The 21226-nt window shown below is 69.1% G+C and carries 18 protein-coding genes; 4 read left to right on the forward strand and 14 right to left on the reverse strand.

Going from position 1 to position 21226, the window contains the following annotated elements; all coding sequences use genetic code 11:
• Positions 1-44: 44 nt before the first annotated feature.
• The 6 genes from AB0B91_RS37025 to AB0B91_RS37050 all read right to left on the reverse strand — a co-directional run bounded on the left by AB0B91_RS37025 (position 45) and on the right by AB0B91_RS37050 (position 4816).
• On the reverse strand, positions 45-266 hold the full coding sequence (locus tag AB0B91_RS37025) for a hypothetical protein (protein ID WP_358329928.1): 222 nt from the start codon (positions 264-266) through the stop codon (positions 45-47).
• The gene (locus AB0B91_RS37030; protein WP_358329931.1) at positions 266-1186 is read right to left on the reverse strand and encodes a type II secretion system protein; all 921 of its coding nucleotides are present in this window, start codon (positions 1184-1186) and stop codon (positions 266-268) included. Before AB0B91_RS37030 ends, AB0B91_RS37025 begins: the two co-directional genes overlap by 1 nt.
• Before the next feature lie 11 nt (positions 1187-1197).
• Positions 1198-2040 carry a type II secretion system F family protein gene (locus tag AB0B91_RS37035; protein WP_358329934.1) on the reverse strand — a complete coding sequence of 281 codons (843 nt, stop codon included), beginning with the start codon at positions 2038-2040 and terminating at the stop codon, positions 1198-1200.
• Positions 2037-3335 carry an ATPase, T2SS/T4P/T4SS family gene (locus AB0B91_RS37040; protein ID WP_358329936.1) on the reverse strand — a complete coding sequence of 433 codons (1299 nt, stop codon included), beginning with the start codon at positions 3333-3335 and terminating at the stop codon, positions 2037-2039. The genes AB0B91_RS37035 and AB0B91_RS37040 overlap by 4 nt, the downstream gene beginning before the upstream one ends.
• 97 nt (positions 3336-3432) lie before the next feature.
• Positions 3433-4149, reverse strand: coding sequence for a hypothetical protein (locus AB0B91_RS37045; protein WP_358329939.1), 717 nt, complete (start codon positions 4147-4149; stop codon positions 3433-3435).
• A 1-nt stretch (position 4150) separates the two neighbouring features.
• On the reverse strand, positions 4151-4816 hold the full coding sequence (locus tag AB0B91_RS37050; RefSeq protein ID WP_358329942.1) for a hypothetical protein: 666 nt from the start codon (positions 4814-4816) through the stop codon (positions 4151-4153).
• A 477-nt stretch (positions 4817-5293) separates the two neighbouring features.
• On the opposite strand from AB0B91_RS37050, the gene AB0B91_RS37055 reads away from it, so the two are divergent.
• Positions 5294-10936 (forward strand): FtsK/SpoIIIE domain-containing protein, encoded by a 5643-nt coding sequence (locus AB0B91_RS37055; protein WP_358329945.1) that lies wholly within the window; start codon positions 5294-5296, stop codon positions 10934-10936.
• A 338-nt stretch (positions 10937-11274) separates the two neighbouring features.
• On the opposite strand, the gene AB0B91_RS37060 is transcribed toward AB0B91_RS37055, so the two are convergent.
• Positions 11275-12636 (reverse strand): hypothetical protein, encoded by a 1362-nt coding sequence (locus AB0B91_RS37060; RefSeq protein ID WP_358329948.1) that lies wholly within the window; start codon positions 12634-12636, stop codon positions 11275-11277.
• Between the two features lie 6 nt (positions 12637-12642).
• Positions 12643-13053, reverse strand: coding sequence for a hypothetical protein (locus AB0B91_RS37065; RefSeq protein WP_358329951.1), 411 nt, complete (start codon positions 13051-13053; stop codon positions 12643-12645).
• Positions 13054-13191: 138 nt separating this feature from the next.
• On the opposite strand from AB0B91_RS37065, the gene eccB reads away from it, so the two are divergent.
• From eccB to AB0B91_RS37080, 3 genes are all read left to right on the forward strand, one after another.
• Positions 13192-14622, forward strand: a complete 1431-nt coding sequence (gene eccB, locus AB0B91_RS37070; protein ID WP_358329954.1) for a type VII secretion protein EccB — start codon at positions 13192-13194, stop codon at positions 14620-14622.
• A gap of 102 nt (positions 14623-14724) precedes the next feature.
• Complete coding sequence (locus tag AB0B91_RS37075) at positions 14725-15069, forward strand: hypothetical protein (RefSeq protein ID WP_358329957.1); 345 nt, start codon at positions 14725-14727, stop codon at positions 15067-15069.
• Positions 15066-16517, forward strand: coding sequence for a hypothetical protein (locus AB0B91_RS37080; protein WP_358329959.1), 1452 nt, complete (start codon positions 15066-15068; stop codon positions 16515-16517). The genes AB0B91_RS37075 and AB0B91_RS37080 overlap by 4 nt, the downstream gene beginning before the upstream one ends.
• Before the next feature lie 3 nt (positions 16518-16520).
• On the opposite strand, the gene AB0B91_RS37085 is transcribed toward AB0B91_RS37080, so the two are convergent.
• The 6 genes from AB0B91_RS37085 to AB0B91_RS37110 all read right to left on the reverse strand — a co-directional run bounded on the left by AB0B91_RS37085 (position 16521) and on the right by AB0B91_RS37110 (position 21042).
• Positions 16521-17285: a WXG100 family type VII secretion target gene (locus AB0B91_RS37085; RefSeq protein WP_358329962.1), complete on the reverse strand. Its 765-nt coding sequence runs from the start codon at positions 17283-17285 to the stop codon at positions 16521-16523.
• Complete coding sequence (locus AB0B91_RS37090) at positions 17282-18430, reverse strand: type VII secretion target (protein WP_358329965.1); 1149 nt, start codon at positions 18428-18430, stop codon at positions 17282-17284. The genes AB0B91_RS37085 and AB0B91_RS37090 overlap by 4 nt, the downstream gene beginning before the upstream one ends.
• A 19-nt stretch (positions 18431-18449) precedes the next feature.
• Positions 18450-19862 carry a WXG100 family type VII secretion target gene (locus tag AB0B91_RS37095; RefSeq protein WP_358329968.1) on the reverse strand — a complete coding sequence of 471 codons (1413 nt, stop codon included), beginning with the start codon at positions 19860-19862 and terminating at the stop codon, positions 18450-18452.
• Positions 19862-20248, reverse strand: coding sequence for a hypothetical protein (locus tag AB0B91_RS37100; protein ID WP_358329971.1), 387 nt, complete (start codon positions 20246-20248; stop codon positions 19862-19864). Before AB0B91_RS37100 ends, AB0B91_RS37095 begins: the two co-directional genes overlap by 1 nt.
• Positions 20249-20347: 99 nt before the next feature.
• Positions 20348-20662: a WXG100 family type VII secretion target gene (locus AB0B91_RS37105; protein WP_358329974.1), complete on the reverse strand. Its 315-nt coding sequence runs from the start codon at positions 20660-20662 to the stop codon at positions 20348-20350.
• 29 nt (positions 20663-20691) lie between these two features.
• Positions 20692-21042: a WXG100 family type VII secretion target gene (locus AB0B91_RS37110; protein ID WP_358329977.1), complete on the reverse strand. Its 351-nt coding sequence runs from the start codon at positions 21040-21042 to the stop codon at positions 20692-20694.
• Positions 21043-21226: the final 184 nt, after the last annotated feature.

Raw genomic sequence — 21226 nt, forward strand, 5'->3', positions numbered from 1 at the left:
GGCGCCGCGGTCTCGCTTGTGCCCGCCTGGTCGCCGGGCAACTGTCACGGATTCCCGCCGGTCTGGCCGAAGCTGGTCTGGATCTCACCCTGCTTCTGCTCGACCAGCGTCTTGATCAGGGTGGCCAGCCCGAGGGCGACTCCGGCGATGATCGCCGTGATGATCACCCACTCGACCGCCGAGGCGCCCCGGCTGGAGGCGGTGCGGGCGCGGTGGATACGTACGCCGAGGTAGGCCTGCAGGTAGATGACCCAGGGATGGTTCATTAGGACCCCAACATCTTCATAGCGGCGGGAAAACTAAGAAAGATCACGAAGCCCGCGCAGAGCAGGAGCTGGGCGACGAGCATCGACTGGGAGCGCTCACCGGCGCGGCCCTCGATCTCGGCCAGTTCGCGGCGGCGCAGCGTGGCGGCCCTCGCGGTGAGGGAGGCGCGCACCTTGGCGCCGTCGTCGGCGACCAGGCCGAGCGCGGCGGAAAGGTCGCGCAGCTCGTCGACGTTGATCTCCTCGCCGAGCTGGCCGAGCGCCTGCCACGGGGTGATGCCGACGATCCTGGCGCCGCTCAGCGCCTCGCGGATGCGCGACATCGCCCAGTTGGGCTGGTCGCCGCTGACCGAGACCGCCATCATCAGCGCCTCGGGCACGCCGCGCCCGCCCGCCAGGTTCATCGAGACGAGGTCGAGGAAGGCGCCGACGACGTGCCTGAAGTCGCGCCTCCTCGCCGTCGCGTCGCGCCGAATCTGAACGTCGGGCAGGAAGAAGAAGAGCAGCGACATGATCAGGGCGGACCAGAACGGGATGGTCAGGGACGTGCCCCAGCCCATCAACGCCAGCCAGCCGAGCAGCACCGGGAAGGCCAGCAGCCCGGCCGACGCGAGCAGCGCCTTGGTGGCCAGATAGCCCTCGAACGACCGCCCGACCAGCGCCAGGTCGGCCTTGACCGACCGGACTTCCCAGCCGCGCGCGTGGTAGAGGCGGGCCAGGCGCACGCCCAGGCCGCGGCGGAAGGCGGAGACCTCCTCGTCGGGCAGGACGAGCTGGATGCGTGGCGCGTCGGCGTCCTCGCGGACGGCCTCGATCGCCAGTAGCCGCGCCACCAGGCCCGGGCGGGCCGGGAACAGCGCCCGGAGCAGCAGGAACAGGCCGAGGCCCAGCGCGGAGCCGGCCAGCACGCCCTCAACCATGACCGCCCCTCCTATCCATGGCCGCCTCCCGCGAGCAGGCGGGTGGGCTTGTCGAAGCGGGCCAGGCGTCGCATCCAGGCGAACCCGGCCCCGAACAGCGCCGCCACGACGACCAGCACGGCCTGACCGAGCACGCCGCGGTATTCGCTGACATAGGAGGGGTTGAAGACGACGAGCAGACCGGCGAAGACCAGCGCGGTGACCACCACGATCTGGACACTGCGCCTGGTCGACCGGCGTTCGGCCTCGACGCGGCGGCGCATGTCGAGCTCTTCGCGAGCGGACACGGCCAGCGCCCCGAGCACGTCGCGCAGCCCGGGGCCGCGCAGCTTGGAGTTGAGTATCAGCGCGGCCACCACCAGGTCGGCCGAGGGGTCGTCGAGCTCGTCGGCGAAGTACGCGAGCGCCTCCGGCAGCGCCATGCGGGTGCGCAGGCGGTCGACCAGCGCGCGCAGGTGCGGTTTGAGCGTGGGCGCGGCGGCCCTGATCGACGACGGGATGGCCTGCTCCAGCCCGGCCGCGCCGGCGATCGTGTCGCGCAGCGACTCCGTCCAGGCGGCAAGACCTTCGAGGCGGCGCATCGCGGCTCGTTCCTCGGCGGCGCCGCCGGACAGGCCGCGCCACGCGAACACCAGCAGCACCGTGCCCACGGCCATGACCGGCCAGCCGGTGATGACCAGCACCAGGGTCGCGGACACCGCGGCGATCGCGGTGCGGGTGGTGAGGGTCTTGACGAGTTCGCGCTTGGGGCGGGCCGGCCGGACGCGCATGCCGTACAGGGAGATGAAGAACAGGAACAGCCCGCCGCCGACGAGAGCGCCGGCGAGCAGGGCGAGCGGATCGAGGTTGATCACAGCCAGCCTCCGGGGTTGTATCCGTGGGCGGCGAGTTCTTCCAGGCAGGAGACGGGGGCGTGCGGCGTCGCGGTGCCGTCGGCGCCCGGGATGAACACCTCGCTCGACAGGACGCGGCCGTCGCAGCCGTTGACCTCGCGGATGCTGGAGACGTAACGGCGCAGGGTGCCGCCGCGGCTGTAGTCGTTGCGCTTCTCCACGAAGACCACGAAGTCGATCGCGCCCGCGATGAGCATGTGGGTGGCGTCGATCGGCAGCCGCTCGCCGGCCTGCAGCGCGTAGGTGGAGATGCGGTTGAACACCTCCATGCTGGAGTTCGCGTGGATGGTGGACAGGGAGCCGTCGTTGCCCTGGGTCATCGCGTTGAGCATCGTGACGATCTCGTCGCCGAGCACCTCGCCGACGATCACCCGGCTGGGGTTCATCCGGAGCGACCTCCTGACCAGCTCGGCCATGGTGATCTCGCCCTGGCCCTCGGAGTTGGGCAGGCGCTGCTCGAAGGCGACGACATTGGGGTGGAGCTCGGGGAACTGGTCGAGGCCGAGCTCCAGCGCGCGTTCGACCGTGATCAGGCGCTCGTACGGCGGGATCTCGTTGGCCAGGGCCCTGAGCAGGGTGGTCTTTCCGGCGTTCGTGGATCCGGCGATCATGATGTTCTTGCGGGCGCCGACCACCGCGCTGAGGAACCTGCCCACCTCCGGGCTCAACGTGCCGTTGCCCACGAGGTCCGACATGAACACCTTGCCGAGCCGGGCGCGGCGGATCGAGACGGCCGGCCTGAGCGTGACGTCCATGACCGCGCTCAGCCGCGATCCGTCGGGCAGGCGCAGGTCGAGCTGGGGGTTGGCGGTGTCGAACGGCCTGCTCGACAGGCCCGAGTAGGCCGCCAGTATCTGGATCAGCTCGATGAGCTCGTCGTCGGACTCGGCGACCGGCTCCCGCATGAGCTCCTGGCCGTCGGCGTAGCTGACAAAAACGCGGTCGCAGCCGTTGATGTCGATGTTCTCGACCTCGGGGTCGTCGAGCAGCGGCTGGAGGCGGCCCACGCCGAACAGCGCGGCGTGGATCCCGGCCGCGAGCGCCTCCTCCTCCTCGACGGTGGGAGGGGTACGGCCCAGGCCGATCTCGCTGCGCGCGTGCTCTTCCAGAACCTGGGAGATCAGCGCCCTGGCGAACTGGCGCTCGTCCTCGCCGGTCATCGAGGCCAGACCGTTGACCTGGTCGAGCCGGCGCTGGTGGGCCAGGCGGTCGCCGACCTCCTGGCGGAAGCGCTTGACTAGGGAGTGGTCGATCACTGGCTGCTCACTCTCGCGAGGAGGCGTCGCCGGGTTGTACGTGCCGGTCGCCTCGCGAGGTTGAATGCCATACCGAAATTGATAGGTGTCGTAGGTGTCATAGGTGACTCACCAACCGGCCCGCGAGGTCGCGTGCCGTGCGGATGAGCAGGCAGCGGTCGAGGCGGCCGCCCCACTGGCCGCGCAGCAGCTCGGCGCCTTTGGGATCGTGCGCGAGGCCGTGGACGAACTTGACGCTCGGGCCGACGATCCTGCGTACGTCGTCGATCGAGGAGCGGTAGTTGCGCGGGTCGGCGATCACGGCGACGCCGTGGGCCTTGGTGATGGACAGGCGTTCGCGCAGGTGGGCGACGTGGTCGAGGGTGGCTCTGGTGAGCAGCACGACCTGCTCGGCCTGCGCCATCAGATCTCCTAGCTGCGGGTAGGCGCCCAGGCGGCCGCAGTCGGCGATCACGTCGGCGTTCGGGATCGCGGCGAGCGCCCTGCCCAGCGGCCCCCACAGCCAGGTGAGCCCGGACGCCTGCTCGCCGTGGGTGAGGCCGACCAGCACGTCGAGACCGCCGACGATCTTCTGGGTGTGCTGGTGGATCTGCGCGGGCTCCAGGCCGCGCCGGGCGGTCGCGGCCAGCGTGAGCAGGCCCTTGCCCGGGTTGAGCACGCCGCCGTCGGCCGCGGGCAGCCGGTAGGCGAGGTCACCGCCCGCGGGGTCGCACTCGGCGAGGAGCACGGGGCGCGGCCAGACGGCCGCGAGTGCCGTCGCGGCAGTGGTCACGCCCGGCGCGCCCTTGTCGGCGGCCAGTACGATCAGCGCCACGTCAATTTACTCCGGGCAGGTCGGCCACGGCGATCTCACCGCTGGAGGCGTATTGGACTATGGTCTTCGCCGCCGCGGCGTCGACGATCACGGTGATCAGGACTGATCCACCGGTTCTGCCGCTGTCGCTGACGCTCTGGACGAGCGCGCTCTGTGCGAGTACGCGGCTTTCCGCCTGTTCGGTACGGGCTGGGACGTACACCACCTGGACCCGATGGCTTGCGACGATGCCGGACGGGAACTGCCCAGGTTTCAGGGCGAGGCCCACCTTGGCCTTGCCGGGCACCAGCTCGCTGCTGGCCTTGACGCCCATGTTGTGGGTCAGCAGGGTGCCGGGCACGATCGTGACGGCCGCGAAGCTCTTCGTCACCTCGCCCCTCTGTGACCAGGAGACGAAGTCGAGGCCGGTATTGGCGATCTGCACCTCTTCGAGCGCCTCGAGGGTGAACTGCTGCCCGGCGCCGATCTGCTGGGTGACCCGGATCGCGGAGATCCGGTCGCCGCTGCGCAGCACGAGCAGCGTCGTGGCGAGCGCTCCGCCGAGGATCAGGAGTACGGCGAGAGCGGCCAGGGCGGGCTTGCGTTCGCGGGGCGGCACGGGGAGCTTGCGCGAGGCAGGGCCGGACAACCCCGCCGTGTTGACGGCAGGCTTTTCACTGGTCCTCATGGGTGGGGGGCTCCCATTGTGAATTGTCGAATTCACGCCATTATGTGCACCCGCTTGTGGGAGCGGGGCTGGAATGCGAGGAACCATGCTCGTTTCGCAGGTGGCGCGGTGTCAACAAGAAATAATCGATGCCTATTGTTTCTACCAAGTTGACGAGGGTGGTTTTTTCGGGATAAGCGCGGCGATGGCGGGATGGAGTGGGGCGATTCGCGAGCCCACTCAGGCTCCGGCCTTGCATCTGCCCTGTTGGCGCTGGGGACGCCCACCCGCGCCCCTCTTTTCACACCATTCACTCCATTAACATGCGTTAGCCACCACCCCCTAAATGGGCAACCAAATCGTCGACTTTCCACAGGCCATAATTACCGTCGCCTGTTATCCACAACCCGGCCCTTCCATGCCATTGCCGCCAACCACGGGACCTACCCTTTCTTCGGGCGCTACCTTTGCGCCGAGGCCCGATCGAGGAGACGGCACATGCGGATCATGCTCACCGTGCTCGGCGAGCAAGGCGATCGTGACGTTGTGATCGAGGGTGACAACGGCGCCACGGTGGCGAGGGTGAGCGAGGCACTCAGCGGTCAGGCACCGCTGGCCGAAGTCGTCCGCCTTCCCCGAGCTCGAGCCCCCTACGGCATGTCGGTGACCGACCCCGGCGGCCGCCCATCGAGGCGGCACACCCGCGCCGACGGACCACCGAGCGCCCCCACCCCTGATCCGCGGGACATCACTGGCGGCCCGCGCAACCCCCTCGGGGCGCCCATCCGGGACCGGACCGAGGGATCCGACCGGAGCTGGACCGAGGGGTCCGGCCAGGAGGGGGCGGACGGGCCTGCCCGAAGCTGGGCTGACGGGGCCGACCGCAGCCGGGCGGACGGGCCTGCCCGGAGCTGGGCTGAGGAGGCCGACCGCAGCCGCGCATACGGATCTTCCCGGGGCCGGGCTGACGGGGCTGACCGCAGCCGGGCAGACGGGCCTGCCCGGGGCCGGGCTGACAGGTCCGACCGGGGCCGTACTTACGGGCCTGGCTGGCACGGCGCCGTGATCTGGCGCAATGGCCGGCCGCTCGACCCGCGCGCCCTGGCGGGGGCGGTGCTGCGCGACGGCGACAAGGTCACCCTCGACCCCCACCTCGCACGCTCCACGATCATCGAGGAGCCCGGCGGCGTGGCCGAGGTGCGGGTGGTCGGCGGCCCGGCCGCGGGCGCCGTTCACCGTCTGGGCCTGGGCGTGCACGTCATCGGGTCCGACCCGATGTGCGCGCTGACCGTCGCCGACCCGTCCCTCGCCCCCGAGGCCGCCACCCTGCGCGTGACCCCAGACGCGATCACGGTCGAACCGGCCCGCCACCGGGTGCCCCAGCAGACGCAGCGCCTCAAGCTCAAGGGCCGGTGGGCCGACGAGGTCGCCGAGCTCACCGCCCGGGTCGCCGAACGCGAGGCGGCGGAGCTGATGCCCGTCCACTACGAGCCGCCGACGCTGGCCGCCCAGCCGCTCACCGAACCCGTCGACTGGCCCGAGCACACGCTGCTGACCTGCGGATCCTCGGTGTTCACCCTGACCGCGATCGAGCCGCAGGACGCGCACCTGGCGCCCCTCCCGGAGGGCGGCGTCGCCTACAACCGCCCGCCACGACTACGCAGGCCCGAGCCCGAGCGCACCTTCGAACGCCCCCAGGAGCCCAGCCGCACCGAGGGGATGCGCCTGCAGTTGCTGGCCGCGCTTCTGCCCGCGGTGATGGGCGTCACGCTGGCCTACGTCCTACGTCAGCCGTACTACCTGCTCATCGCCCTGATGAGCCCCCTCATCATGATCGGCCAGTGGTGGAGCGACCGCCGCCACGGCAAGAAACAGCACAGAAAGGCCGCCAAGCAGCACAAGGAACGCCTGGAGGCGTACGACCTGGCGGTCGAGCAGGCCAGGGCCGAGGACGAGCTGATCCGCCGATCCGACGCGCCCGACCCGGCGCAGGTGCTGCTCACCGCCACCGGTCCACGCAGGCGGCTGTGGGAGCGGCGCATTCACGATCCCGACGCACTGCGGCTCAGGGTCGGGCTGGCCGACCTCCCGGCGAACCTGGAGCTCTCGGAGGAGAAGGGCGGCGCGATCTCGCCGCCGATCTGCCGGTCCGTACCGGTGGCCCTGGCCATGCGCAGGCTCGGCGTGGCGGGGGTCACCGGCCCGCGCGACACCGCGACCGGCCTGACCGGCTGGCTGATCGGCCAGGCGGCGACCCTCCACAGCCCGCGCGACCTGGCCATCGTGGTCCTGTCCGCGCACGCCGACGGCGAGCGCCGCTGGGGCTGGGTCCGCTGGCTGCCGCACTGCGCCCCGCGCGGCGGCGAGGACTGCGTGACCCTGGTCGGCACCGACCCCGAGTCCGCCGCCCACCGCGTCGCCGAGCTGGCCGCCCTCATCGACGAACGCCAGAACACCGCCATCCCCGAACTCGGCAAGATCCCCACGGGCTGGGACGACCTGGGCGGCCCGGAAACACCGGCTCTCACCTCCTACGACGTACGCCCCTACGACGTCCTCGTCGTGCTCGACGGCGCCCAGGTCCTGCGCGGCCTCCCCGGCATGCCACAGATCCTGCGCCAAGGCCCGCGTTCGGGTGTCTTCACCCTCGCCCTCGACGACGACCAGAGCCTGCTCCCCGAGGAGTGCGCCACCGTCGCCGCGTGCGCCGCGGACGGTCAGGTACGCCTGCTCGGCGGCGGCCTGGAGGTCATCGGCCCGGTTCTGGCCGACCTGGTGTCACCGTCGTGGTGCGACCGCGTGGCCAGGGCGCTCGCCCCGATCCGCGACGTGAGCAGGGACGACCCGGCCGGTCACCTCCCCGAGGCGATCCGCCTGCTCGACCTGCTGCGCCTGCCCGCCCCGTCCGGCCACGACCTCGTCACCCGCTGGCACGGCCACGGCTCCACGAAGGCGGTCATCGGCATCGGCCCCGACGGCCCGTTCTCCGTCGACCTGAGAGTGGACGGTCCGCACGGCCTGATCGCCGGCACCACGGGCGCGGGCAAGTCGGAGCTGTTGCAGACGCTCATCTGCTCGCTCGCGGTGGCCAACCGGCCGGACCAGCTCACGTTCGTGCTGGTCGACTACAAGGGCGGTGCCGCGTTCAAGGAGTGCGTACGCCTGCCGCACACGGTCGGCATGGTCAGCGACCTGGACGGCCACCTGACGCAGCGGGCCCTCGACTCCCTGGCCGCCGAGATCCGGCGACGCGAACGCCTGCTGCTGGCCGCCGGCGCCAAGGACATCGACGACTACACCGGCGAGCCGCTGCCCAGACTCGTGCTGATCATCGACGAGTTCGCCGCTCTGGTGGCCGAGCTACCCGACTTCGTCAACGGCCTGGTCGACATCGCCCGCCGGGGCCGTTCGCTCGGCATCCACCTGATCCTGGCCACCCAGCGCCCGGCGGGCGTGGTCACGGCCGACATCCAGGCCAACACGTCCCTGCGGATCGCGCTCCGGGTCACCGAGCCCGCCGAGTCCTCAGACGTCATCGACATGGCGGACGCGGCGCACATCTCCAAGTCGACACCTGGCCGGTGTTACGTGAAGTCCGGTGTGGGGGCGGCTGTGGCCGTACAGACCGCACGAGTCGGCGGCCGAAGCCCGGTAGCAAGCACGTCCCTCAGAGCCGACCGATCGGGCGCGACCGGACCGGTTGGAACGGGCGGGCCGGTTGGAACGGGCGGGCCGGTTGGAACGGGCGGGCCGCTGCGCACGGACGGCCTTGCGGGTCCGGGCGCCCTTCCGGGTGGGATGCCAGGCCCAGGCGGCATGGCGAGCGGATTGGCGGGCGCGGGAGGGCTGGCGGGCGCGGGCGGTCAGCTGCGAGTGATCGACGTGGACTGGCGTTCCCTGGGCCGGGCGCTCCCCCCGCTTCCAGAGCCGCCCGAGGGGTCGACGGTCACCGACCTCACCGTCCTCGCGGACGCGCTCATCGAGGCCGCCCGCCTCACCGGCGTACCAGAGCAACCGAGCCCTTGGCTGGAACCGCTGCCCTCGACCGTGACCCTCGACGAGATCATCCCTTCCTTGGCGGCCGGGACGCTTTCCCTGGCGGCCGGAGCACTTTCCGGCTCAGGGCCGCTCGCCGGCTCAGGGACGGACACCGGCTCAGGACCGTTCACCGAAGTGGGCCCACTGGCCTTCGGGGTAATCGATCGGCCCTGGGCGCAGGACCGACGCCCGCTCGCGCTGGACCTGGCCCAGGGTGGCCACCTGCTCATCGCGGGAGCAGCCCGTAGCGGCAGGTCCACCGCACTACGGACGATCGCCGGCGCCATCGCCGCGCAAGCGTCCCCGGCCGACGTGCACCTGCACGCCATCGACTGCGGATCGGGCGCACTGCTCCCGCTGATGGCCATGCCGCACTGTGGCGCGGTCGTGACCCGCGACCAGCTCGACCGCGTCGAACGCCTGCTGGCCCGCCTCCGCGCCGAGGTGGGCCGCCGCCAGCAACTACTCGCCGAAGCCGGACACGCCTCGCTGGCCGAATACCGCCAGGCAGGCCACCGCCTCCCCTGGCTGGTCCTCATGGTCGACCGCTGGGAGGGCTACGTGGCGGCGTTCGAGGGCTACGACTACGGCCGCCTCACGGAGTCCCTCCTGCAACTACTCAGAGAGGGTCCGGCGGTGGGACTGCGGGCGGTGGTGACCGGTGACCGTTCGTGCCTGCTCGGCCAGATCTCCACGGTATTCGACGACCGCCTCCTCCTCCGCCTCGCCGACCCGGCCGACTACGGCCTGGCAGGCATGCCGATGAAGGGGCTCCCCACATCGATGCCCTCCGGCCGAGCTCTCTCGATGGGCGAACACGGCATCGTCGAAAGCCAGATCGCCCTCCTCACCCGAGACCCCTCGGGCCCCGCCCAGGTAGCGGCCCTCCAGTCCCTCGCCCGCGCGACAGCCCCTCTCCACAGCATCCCGACATACGCCTCCACAGCATCCTCGAAAGACTCCGCCCGGCTCAGCACGACCACCCCCGCAGAGCCTGGAACGAACCTCCGAGAGGCCATAGCGGGCGTACCAGACATCACGCCAAGCGACACCTCGGGCGGCACGTCACGTGGCGATGTCCCGGCCGGCACGTCAATCGGCGGTAGGGCGTCAGGTAGCGCGGCCGCGCCAGGTGGTGGCGTCCCAGGCAACGTGTCGCTGAGCACCCCAGGTGGCGATGTTCCGGGGGACACGGGTACGTCGGGCAGCGCAGGCGCGTCAGGCGGCGCATCCGGAAGCACCGCAGGTGGAACGTCAAGCGGCACCCCAGGTGGCGACGCTCCAGGCAGGACATCAGGCGGCGGCGTCTCGGGCGGCGCATTGGGCGACGTGGGCGTGTCGGGTGGCTTTGCCCGAGCGGGTCGGTCGGCTCGCCTGGGACGTGGTGCGTGGCTTTGGGAGGGAGAGCCTCCGCTTCGCGTTGACGCGCTTCCCATGCGCATCACCGCCGACCAGGCCATGGACCTGGAACCGAACTTCGCCCGGCCTTCGCCCCTATGGGCGCTGGTCGGCGCAGGCGGTGACGCACTCGCTCCGATGGGTCTGGACCTGCTCGCGCACGGTCCCGGCGCCGTCGTCGCCGGGCCGGCCCGCTCGGGACGCTCCTCAGTGCTGGTGACGGCCGCCAGGTCCCTCATCTCGTACGGCACACCGGTCGTCGCCATCGCCCCCCGGCGTAGCCCGCTGCGTACGCTGGACGGTGTTCTCGCCGTACTCGATGGAGACGGAGCGGGGCTACAGGAGCTGCTCGCGAACCGCGACAGCTACGTGGTGATCGTGGACGACGCCGAGCTGATCAACCCGGACTCCCCCCTCGGTACGGCCCTGGAAGAGATCCTCCGATCAGGTCGGGACGGAGACCACGGCCTCATCATCGCGGGCGCGACAGGCGACCTGGCGACGGCATACCGCGGCTTCGTAGCGGAAACCCGCAAGTCGCGCACCGGCGTACTCCTGTCGGTACAGAGTCCGGCCGATGGCGACCTGTTCACGGTCCGTCTACCGCGCGGCTCCGTCGGAGGCCCGCCAGGACGCGGCCTGCTGGTCACCATGGGCCGGACGACACCCATCCAAGCCGCCATCACGGACACCGGACCGCCGTAGAACCGGGCGAACCACACGCCCGTCTGAGCGCCGAGCCTGCCCAGGCGTCCGCCTCCGGAGCGAGGCGCGACGCGTCCAGGGCGCGTAGGGGCGCGTCAGAAACGGGTGGAGGTCGGACGTCTGCACCCGCCACGAACTTCTCGGCGTTCCACGTCGGGATCACCGTGGGGCCGTGGGTGGGCGGGCTGGCGATCGGGGCCGGGTTCGGGTATCCGGTGGTGGCCTGGATCGGGGCCGGGCTGGATGTCGCCGCGCTCGGGACCGTGGGGCTGGCCGCTCTGCTGGACAAGCGCGTACGTACGAGCGATCCGGCCCCGAACGCACACGTGCAGGGACAGTCAGCCGATTCGGTCGGTGACGACGCCCTCGGTTTCGCCGCCCCACACGTCGTCGTCCTCGGTCAGCCAGGTGCCGCCCTCATTGGTTCGCTCCTCGGCGCCCGCGCCGCCGCCGCCCATGGGCATGAACGGCATGCCTGACCCGGTCCCGCTGCCTGCCTTGGCCGAGCCCAGGCCGTTCGACAGGCCCGAGCCCATGCTGCCGTTACCTCCGGCGCTCGTGAGGGGTCCGGTGGCGGGCGAGGAGGAGTTCGGGGAGCTCGGGGAAGTGAAGTTGGGGTTGGTGGTCGTGGAAGTGGGGGTGGAGGAGGTGGGGGTGTTGCCGGAGTTCCAGTCGGCGGGGGGCTGGAAGTCCTCCAGTTTGGTGGAGGTGGGGCTGGACAGGCCCTTGGTGGGGTCGGTAATGCCCGACGTGGGGTCTGTCACGCCCTTCGTCGGGTCGGTAAGGCCCTTGGTGGGATCCGTGACGCCGCCCGTGGGGTCCGTAACGCCCTTGGTCGGGTCTGTCGCGCCGTTCGTGGGGTCTGTCGCGCCGTTGGTCGGGTCCGTCGCGCCAGTGGTGGGGTCCGTCACGCCCTTTGTCGGGTCGGTCAGGCCCTTGGTGGGATCCGTGACGCCGCCCGTGGGGTCCGTCACGCCCCCGGTCTTGTCCGAGCCGTCAGAGGAGCCGTCGTTGAAGCCTGCGCCGTTGTAGTCGCCGTTCCCCAATCCGTTCGTGCCGCCGGGGTTGGAGAAGTCCGTGTTCAAGGGCGTGACGGGAGGGGACGCAGCGGCGGGGTCCTTGATGTCCGGGATCTCTTTGTGGAAGGAGTCCGGCAGGTTCTGGTAGGTCTGCGTGAGGTCGTCGTTCAGCAGGCGCAGGTGCTTGCCGGCGAGTTCGTCCTGGGAGCCCCATTCGATGCCCTTGTCCATGGTGCGATACCAGCCGACCATGGAGTCGTCCCAGGTGTAGGTGTTGTCGGCCCAGGACAAGCCTCCCTTGTCCATGAACTCCTGATGCTCGCGGATCCTGTCACCGAGTGACTGCAGAGGGCGGCCCATCCAGTTGAGCTTGCCCGACAGCTCGCGCACCGTCGCGTGCAACACCCTGAGGGCTTCCTGCGCCTCGACCGACGCCTTGCCACCCCAGCACTTCGCCATCTCGACGTTGATGTCCTCGATGACGCGCTGGGCACCGGCCAGCGTCGAGCAGGCGTCGAGGTAGGCGTTGCCCGCCTGCTTGACGGCATCCGCGTCCAGCGACTGGACGAAGGTCTTGACCTCGGCGACGCTCCTGCCGTCGTCGTCCACCCCAAAGGTCGGGCAGTACGTCTTGATCATGTGCGTCTGCTTCTTGGTCTTGATCTTCTTGTCTTCGGCCACGGGAGCCTACGCCTCCTTGTTACCGAGGTTGGCGAGATCGACGCGCTCGTAGTTGCCCGCGCCCGCGTTGATCAGCTCGATGGCGATCCGCGTCTTCTCGACGACCTCGCGGTAGACCTCGGTGAACTCCTTGTGCCCACGCTGGACCGTTTCGACGAAGGCCTGCCCGCCGTCCCATCGCTTGACCTGCTCGACGGTCGCCTTCAGGCCGATGAGGTTGGCCTTCATATCCAGGTCGTTGACGGACCCGGACTTCTCCCCTGAGAACTTGGCGAATTCATCCGTAAGCTGCTCGGCGAGCTTCTTGAGCTTGCTGGCGCTGTACGTGACGCCCTCGCGCTCGGGATCGAGCCCGGCCCAATCCGATTCCAGATGCCAGCCCTGGACCGGCGGACTCAACTTATCGGGATCTGACACAGCAACCTCCCCGGGCACCACTGACCACAAACTTTACCCATATATCACGATCTAGTGCCCTCATTTGCGACATAACACCCACTGTCCTCATAGGCAACACTCCTATGCTGTCCTCAGGCAGGACCGGAACGGAGTGGCATGCAGACCCGCAAGGATCTCTACCAGGCACATCGGCTCATGACCCAGCGCCTGGGTATGGCCCTGTTGCAGGGCGAACCCGACCTACCCGAGTCGCCGATGCGGCGGCACAACGTGGCGACGTTCGCCGGCGTCATGATCGGCGTCCTCATCATCGCCGGGTTCGGCATCTGGGGCATGCTCAAGCCGGGCGGTGCGACCAATCTGCGGGACGCCGGTCAGCTCATCGTGGAGGAGGAGACGGGCGCCTCCTACGTCTACAGCCAGCAGACCGGCCAGTTGCTGCCCGTGGCCAACTACGTCTCCGCCCGGCTCCTCCTGGACAGCGACGCCATCAAGGTCAAGACGGTGTCCACGGAGTCGCTGGCCGGCTTCGCGCGCGGCGGGCAGGTGGGCATCCCGGGCGCTCCCGACTCGCTGCCCAAACCCGAGCGGCTCATCAAGTCGCCCTGGTCCGCCTGCGTGGTGGACGCGACCGACGCCGCCGGGGGGCGCAAGTCGTACGTGACGCTCGTGGGCGGGACCGACGTCGGCGGCGCGCCGGCCGGAAGTGACGCGCTGATCGTCAGCGATGGGCGGCAGAACTGGGCGCTCTGGGGCAACCAACGCATGGCCGTGAAGAACGTGAGCCGGCTCACCGACCAGACGCCCCGGCGGGTGCCGACCTCGTGGATCAACGCCATCGCCGAGGGCTCGGACTTCGCCGCGCCGCAGATCCCCCAGCGCGGCCGCAACATCCCCGGACCCGGCGGCTCGACGTTCAAGGTCGGGCAGGTCTTCAAGGTCGCGCCGGTCGCCGGCGCCCCCGCGCGCTGGTACGTCATGCTCGCGGACGGCCTCGCGCCGATCACCCAGACGCAGGCGACGCTGCTGGTCCAGGATCCGGCCAGCCAGGCGGCGTACGGACGGAACCACGTGCGGGAGATCCCCATCGACGCGGCGGCCGCCAACGCGACGAAGGTGTCGGCCCAGCGGATCACGGGCGGCGGCATGCCGGCCACGATGCCGCGCTTCCAGGTGCCCGCCAGCTCGGCAGCGCTGTGCATGGTCTACGCCAACACCGTGAAGGGGTCCGTGAAGGGCACGCTGACCGTGGGGAGCCGGATGGCCATCCCGACGCCGGCGTCGAACGGCAACCCGGAGAAATTCGACCAGGTGCTGCTGCCGCCGGGCACGGCGGCGCTGGCGGGGCTGTTGCCCGCCGAGAACCAGCTCTCTTCGGTGCAGCAGTTCTACCTGGTCACCGACCAGGGGAAGAAGTACCGGCTGGCCACGCCCGACGTCCTGACCAAGCTGGGCTACGACGCCTCGAACGTGGCCCCGCTGCCCGCCCACCTCCTGCACCTGATCCCTGAGGGACCGACGCTGGACCCGGCGGCCGCCAGGACACCGGTCTCCGACACCCCGGCGATGCGCTCAGGTGGCTCGTAACCAGCTCAGGTGGCTCGTAAACAGCAGGTTTCCTGGACGACAAATAGCCGTGAACATTACTATCAATGGGACATATGTGGCTTTGTGATGCCTGGGGGGCCGATGGGGGACAAGACCGAGGGGTATGAGGTCATACCGCCGGATCTGAAAAAGGCCATGGAGACCTGTGCCGAGCAGGCCCCGATCGTCCGCAACTGCATGATCGCCTTCGCGCCGGCCAAGCTGAGTACGAGCGACTTCGGCCTCGCGCCAGGAGCAGATGAGTTGGGCGCGGCGTACGTCAACGGCACCGCGGAGAACAACCACCGGGACAAGCGGTACGAGTCGGTCTACGGCTACCTCGGTGACCTGGCCGACGCGCTGGAGTTCATCACCACGGCCCTGGAGGTCTCCGCGTACAACTACCAGGCCGGCCACCAGGCCAGCCAGGTCGGAGGCACCAGATGAGCCACGAAGGCAGCATGAACCCGCTCCAGTGGCACTGGGCGGATTGGCACTTCGAGATCAACTGGGGCTCGCTGCTCGACCCCACCCCGCTGCTCAACACGATCACGTCCATGTGGCGCGCACTCCCCACGCTCATCGGCGGCGATGAGACCGAAGGGCGGCTCAGGGCCGCCGCCGCGGCGCACGACAGCCTGGCCGTCAGCCTCGACAAAGTCTTCGACGCTCTGGACGGGCGCGCCCAGGGCCAGCACGCCGGCTACCTCGACAAGATCGTGAAGGAGTGGAAGGGCAAGGCCGCCGACGACTTCAGGAAGGTCTGGGGCCTGGTACTCAGGCAGGACAACCGCGTCGCGCTGAAGAAGAGCTGCACGGAGATCGCCAATCTGCTCAGAATGGTGGCGGACTCGGCCGCCCACACCAGGCAGGCCATCATCGAGCTGCTCAAGACCGCAATCATCTGGTACGCGGCCTTCATAGCCCTCAGGTGGGCCGCCGGCGTATGGGGTGGATGGCTGGCCGCGGGAGCCGCCTACATGCGGACGACGAAGATCGTCCTTCTGGCGGCCCAGGTCCTCACCAGGTTCGCGTCCGTCCTGAGGATCTGTGCCGGTGCGCTCAAGGTCCTGCCCGTGGTCGGCCGGCTGAAGTGGGTGGCCAAGCTCGGCACCACAGCACGCACCGCCACGGCCATGGAGAAGGCAGAGTTGACGGTCGCGAAGTTCAGGAAGTACTCGGCCATCGCCGACAAGTTCGCCGCGTCGAGCTTCAAGGCGTACGCCAAGACCTCCGGCAGCGTGTACGCGGGCGTCATCGGCACGCAGATGGTGGCCCAGGGCATCAGCGGCCACAGCCTCTTCAACCTCGCCCCCCTGACCTTCACCCAGGCGGCCCGCATCACCACGGGCGCCATGGTGATGGCCACCTTCGCCCCCATGTCCGGATTCTTCGGCAAGGGGATCCTCCAGGGCGGCACCGCGGCGAGCTGGGCGGCGACCCTGACCAAGACGGGCGCCGCCGTCGGCGAGTCCGGCATGGCCTTCGGTGGCTTCGTCGGGATGCGCAACTGGGCGTACGAGCAGGTCAAGCTCAAGCTGCCCGGAGCCAGGGTCGCCGGGAAGCCGGGCAACATTCACAAGCAGTTCTGGGGTGGCATCCCGACGTCCCTCTTCCGGGTGTGGCGGCCCCTGCAGACCAACCCCGACTTCGGCGACCTGCCCCAGTCGAACGTGCCCGTCGCCAGCGGCCACGCGACTCCGCCGTCACGGGTCGACACCGCGAAGGTCGGCTACTGGCCCGTCAACAACGGGTCGCTGTACGACATCGCCGAGAAGGTGTACGGCGACCCCGACCGGTGGCGCGAGATCTACGCCGCGAACAGGGACATCATCGGGGACGACCCACGCAGCCTGGTGCCCGGACAGGTGCTGCGGATCCCGTTGGACGAGTAAGGATCAGACGGAGGCGATGTCGCCGGGCACCTTGCCCAGCGACTCGTCCATCTTCACGCCGAGGCCGCCCAGCTTCTCGTCGTACTGCATGCCCGCGTCGGAGAACGGTGGCATGCCGCCCGACTTCATCGCGGTCATCTCGGTGGGGATGGAGGCCTCAAGCCCGGGGAAGAGCTTTCCGGTCATCTCGGTCTGCTGGATGACAAAGTAGAGGACCAGGGAGAGACCTCCGACGACCTTGCCATGCTTCCAGAGCAGCGTCTTGACCGCTTGCAGGGTGATGCGGCCCCTCGCAGCCGACACTCCCTCGGCGAGGATCGCGGTCCATGGGGTGGCTTTCGAGATCAGCTTGTACAGCCCCAGGGCGAACATACTGCCGCCTATCACCACGGCCACGAGGGCGCCGTAGTGGTAGGCCTCGGCCGCCGCGTCGACAGCCTTCCCGGTGTCGTTGCGGGTGTCCTTGAGTGACTTGACCCCGTTCTTGAAGGCCGTGTGGATGCCCTCGAAGGTGTCGAAGGCCCCGCCCGCCCACTTGCCCGAAGACTTCAGCTGCTGCTTGAGGTGGTCCAGCCCCGCCTCCAGCTCGTCCAGCAGGTCGGGATCCTGCCAGGCCTTGGCGCTCTTCGACATCCCCCCGGGGTCCGAGACCATCACGCCGATGGCTGCGGCGACGTAGAAAGCCCAGGGCTGCAGGATCATGACGGCCGCGGCGGACGCGGAGCTCGCCGCCAGCTTGTAGAGCGACGCGTCGGTCTCGTAGCTCACCTGGAATCCCGTCCGATCACTTCGGGCGCGATCTCATCGTCGCCGCCCCAAACACCCTCGTCCTCACCGAGCAGGGCGTTCTCGCGGTCCTTCTCCCGGTCGCCACCGGTCCCGCCGCCGCCCATCGGCATCATGGGCATCATCGGCATCCCGCTCGAACCGTTGATCCCCTTCAGACCGGCCGGCACTGCGCCTGCCGCACCCACACCGGTGCCGGTGCCGAGCGCGGTGCCTATGCCCGTGCCAGTGCCCGTGCCGGTACCCGTCCCGGTGCCCGTTCCCGTCCCTGGGCCGGTCCTGGTGCCGATGCCGGTCGAGTCCGGAGACAGGCTGCTGAGGTCCGGGTTCTTGAGCTGCGGGGTGTTCACCGAGTTGGGGTCGAGCCCGGACAGCGACGTGGTGTCGGGGACCTTGCCGTCGACACCGGGCAGCTTCGAATCGGGCAGCTGCGGCTGACCGTTGAGCGCCGAGTCGATGTCCGGCACCTTCATGTCGGGCTGCTTGATCTGGCTCCCATCAGGAGTCGATGGCAGGTCCGTCTTGGGGAGGTCCGTCGAAGGCAGGTCGGTCTTCGGTAGATCGGTTGAGGGAAGATCCGTCGAGGGCAGGCCGCCATTGGGCAGGCCACCGTTGGGCAGGTTCGTGTCGCCCCCCGGCGGGTTGCCCACACCGGACAGGTCCGGTATGCCGCCGGAATTCGGCAGGCCGGAGCCGCCGGGATTGCCGAGGCCGCCGAGGTTCGGTCCGCCGCCGAGGCTGTTCGGGTCGAAGCCCACGTTCTGGAACTGATTGCCGCTGGCGTCATCCGCCGCCCGGTAGTTGGAGGAGGCCTGCCTGAGCGCGGTCTTCCAGCTCTGCAGCGCCTTGCGTCCCTTCTCGAGCGCGTCCTTCTGCCGTTCGACCGCCTTGTCGTGGACGCTGTTGACGCCGATGCCGATCACCCCGAAATGCGGCCACTGTACGGGGAGGGTGTTCGTCTTGGCCTCCAGCGAGGAGATGACCCCGGCGTGTTCGTCTATCGCCTCGCTGTTGGTGTCGAGCGCGCTGGTCTTGAAGGAGACGCCCGACGCCGTCGGCAACTGCCCGCTGTTCTGCAGCTGCGCGAGTTGAGCCGCCTGGCTGGAGTTCTGCGTTGAGTTGCCCATACCACTCCCCGTAGCGCGATCAGCAGATGACCGGGTCGGTCACGTCGTGCGCAGAGTTCCAATCGTCCTGGTCCGCGGGGAGATAGGTCATTCTCTCGAAGTCCCCCTGGTCCGACGCGCCACCACCACCCATCGGCATGAACGGCATGCCGCCGGACATGCCGTTCCCGGACGTCCGCATCGCCGCCGCGAGCCCTTGGCCCCCCGCGCCCATGCCACCGTTCGGCGAGCCGAGCACCGAGGGGACGCTGGGCGTGCCGGTGGGTGAGAGGACGCCCACCGGGTTGGGGGCGATGGTGCTCACCGGATTGCCGGTCGGGTTGAAAACCGTGGTCGGCGTAGTGGTCGGCGTTGTCGGCGAGTAAGCGGACACCTCGGTCCCGTTCGGGTCCAAGCCGCCCTTGACGTTGTCGCTGCTGGTCTTGTCGTCCTGGCCGAGCACGGGCGGGACCGTCTGGTCCTTTGTGTCGGAACCGCCGGTCTTCGAGGGATCCTGGCTGCCGGTGCCGTCACTCGACGAATCGCCCTGACCGCCGGAGTCGGAGCCGTTCTGGTCGCCGTTGCCGGAGTCCGAGCCCGGCTTGTCGCCGGAGTCGGAGCCGTTCTGGCTGCCGTTGCCGGAGTCCGAGCCCGGCTTGTCACCCGAGCCGGAGCCCGAGGAGTCGCCCGAACCGCTGCCGCGGGAGCCGTCGGAGCCCGTGCCGTTACCCGTGGAGCCCGTGGAACCCGAGCCGCCGGAACCGGAGCCGCCGTCAAACCCGCCGGAGCCACCCGACGACCCGCTTCCACCGGAGCCGGCGTTGATCCCCACGCGGTCCGGGTATCCGGGGTCGCGGTACGTGCCCGTACCGCCCGGGATCGAGACGCCGGGCAGCTCGTAGGAGACGTCGTGCGGAACCTGAACGTTGTAAAGATCGACGATCTTCTTGTTCAGCTCCTGCATCGCCTGCTGGGCCTCGCGGTCCGCGGCGGCCTTCGCGGCCTTCGCGTTGGCGGCGTCGTCCACCATGATCTCGGAGCTGGGGACGTCGCCATCGGAGCTCTTGTTCGTCGAGATGCCCTCGACCTTCGAGATCGTCTCGGGGAGGTAGCTCGCGTACTGGCGCAGGGCGGAGCCCATCATCTCCAGTTTGGTGGACAGCTCGCCGCCTGAGGCGTGCAGCATCTGCAGCGCGTGGCGCGCCTTGCTGGCGTCAGGGCCCTTCCACACGTTGAGGATCTTGCCCGCGTGCTCTTCCAGCGCGTTGACGGCACTCTCGATCGCGCTCGACGCCTTGTCGTACGCGAACCCGGCATCCTCGATCTGGCTGGGCTGGGTGTTCTTCAGCATCGTCAGGATCTCGTCCTTGGACGCCTTGACCTCACCGCCCTCTGGCATCTTGTCGAACGACAGGATGACGACGACATGCCTGCCGCCCTTGCCCTCGGCCATCAGCCCTTGCCCTCATTGGCCTTGTCACCGGCGCCATGGTTGGCGGCGCTCGCCTCGACGGCGGCGATCACGTCCTTGTAGGCGTCGATGAATTCCTGATAAACCTGCGCGAACTTCTTGCCGCCGCTGTTGGCGCCGACAGTCCTGCTGAAGGCACTGGCGTCGTGCCACGTGCCGATCTGCGCCTCGGACAGCTGGCAGTGGTCCAGGATGCCGTTCACGGAACCGTTGGTGTAGCCCTCCGCCGAGCCGGGTCCCGTCATACCGCCGAGGTACGACTTGAGCTCTTCCGCGATCGCTCGCATCTGGGTGGGGGAATGCTCCCGCCCCGGTCCCGAGTCGAACAGATCAGGATCGATGTACAGAGGGTCCTGCTCGCCCTCCATTGCATCCTTCTGAGTCATCCCCAACCCCCATAGACAAAGGAACCCGGCCGGCGCTCAGCGGCACCGGCCGAGGGAGGCACGATCGGCGCGACCGACTGCTTAGTCGGACCAGATGCTGATGTTGCGCCGCTCAGCGGTCTCGTAGTTACCCTTGGCGATGCTGACGGCCTTGGCCGCCTCGAACAGCTGCTTGCCCATCTCAACCTCGAGGTTGTCCCACTGGGCCTTCTTGCCGTCGAAGAACGTCTTCGCCTCACCCTCCCAGTCCGTGCCGAGGGTGGTCCTGACGTCGTTGTAGAGATCGTCCGTCGCCTTGTCCAGCTCGGTGACGATCGACTTGAGCTGCTCGTACGCCGCTTCCATGTTGGGGAAGTGGGCGTAGGTGTAGTCCTCGGGAGTGAAGGTGTCGGCCATGAGTGTCTCCGTCCTAGGTGCTGGGGGGCTTAGCTCGACGCGTTGATGAGCGAGTCGATACGGCCGGCGCTGCCGGCGCTGTTGAGCCCGCTGGAGATGTCCATGTTCTGCTGCGCGGCGTCGGCGTACACACCAGCGTTGATGTTCAGCTTGTCGTAGATGTCCTCAAGGATCTTGATCACCTGACGGAAGTCAAGGTCCCAGGCGTCGAGCGCCTTGCCGAACTGCTGGGAAGCGCCGCCCTTCCAGCCGGCGGCCATCAGGTCACCCTTGATGGTCTGCACCCTCTGGCGCATGCCCTCGATGTACTGGGCGGTGGTTTCGCACTGGCCGGCAGCCTTGATGAGCTTCGTGGGCGCCGTACCCATAAGTGTGGCCATTGGACCTCCAGGTCAACAAGGTCTGGTTCTGTACGGCGGTGCCGTAGGTCCGGTCAACCCGGGTACCCCCGCAAACAACATCAAATGGCATGCTAGCCCCCATCTGCCCCAGAAATAACAGATACTTAACATAACGGCTAGGTCACCGTTAGGCGACTTCTTGGTAAACAAGCAGGTAGACGGC

Origin of the sequence: Nonomuraea sp. NPDC049141 (assembly GCF_040648415.1) — a bacterium.
Classification (GTDB): Bacteria; Actinomycetota; Actinomycetes; order Streptosporangiales; family Streptosporangiaceae; genus Nonomuraea.

Bases quoted from the DNA above. Each gene is read 5' to 3' on its own strand.
- AB0B91_RS37080 (WP_358329959.1), top strand. From the start codon at position 15,066: ATGAGCCACGAAGGCAGCATGAACCCGCTCCAGTGGCACTGGGCGGAT.
- AB0B91_RS37100 (WP_358329971.1), bottom strand. From the start codon at position 20,248: ATGGAGGGCGAGCAGGACCCTCTGTACATCGATCCTGATCTGTTCGAC.
- AB0B91_RS37105 (WP_358329974.1), bottom strand. From the start codon at position 20,662: ATGGCCGACACCTTCACTCCCGAGGACTACACCTACGCCCACTTCCCC.
- AB0B91_RS37050 (WP_358329942.1), bottom strand. From the start codon at position 4,816: ATGAGGACCAGTGAAAAGCCTGCCGTCAACACGGCGGGGTTGTCCGGC.
- AB0B91_RS37095 (WP_358329968.1), bottom strand. From the start codon at position 19,862: ATGGCCGAGGGCAAGGGCGGCAGGCATGTCGTCGTCATCCTGTCGTTC.
- eccB (WP_358329954.1), top strand. From the start codon at position 13,192: ATGCAGACCCGCAAGGATCTCTACCAGGCACATCGGCTCATGACCCAG.
- AB0B91_RS37075 (WP_358329957.1), top strand. From the start codon at position 14,725: ATGGGGGACAAGACCGAGGGGTATGAGGTCATACCGCCGGATCTGAAA.
- AB0B91_RS37025 (WP_358329928.1), bottom strand. From the start codon at position 266: ATGAACCATCCCTGGGTCATCTACCTGCAGGCCTACCTCGGCGTACGT.
- AB0B91_RS37110 (WP_358329977.1), bottom strand. From the start codon at position 21,042: ATGGCCACACTTATGGGTACGGCGCCCACGAAGCTCATCAAGGCTGCC.
- AB0B91_RS37030 (WP_358329931.1), bottom strand. From the start codon at position 1,186: ATGGTTGAGGGCGTGCTGGCCGGCTCCGCGCTGGGCCTCGGCCTGTTC.
- AB0B91_RS37055 (WP_358329945.1), top strand. From the start codon at position 5,294: ATGCGGATCATGCTCACCGTGCTCGGCGAGCAAGGCGATCGTGACGTT.
- AB0B91_RS37090 (WP_358329965.1), bottom strand. From the start codon at position 18,430: ATGGGCAACTCAACGCAGAACTCCAGCCAGGCGGCTCAACTCGCGCAG.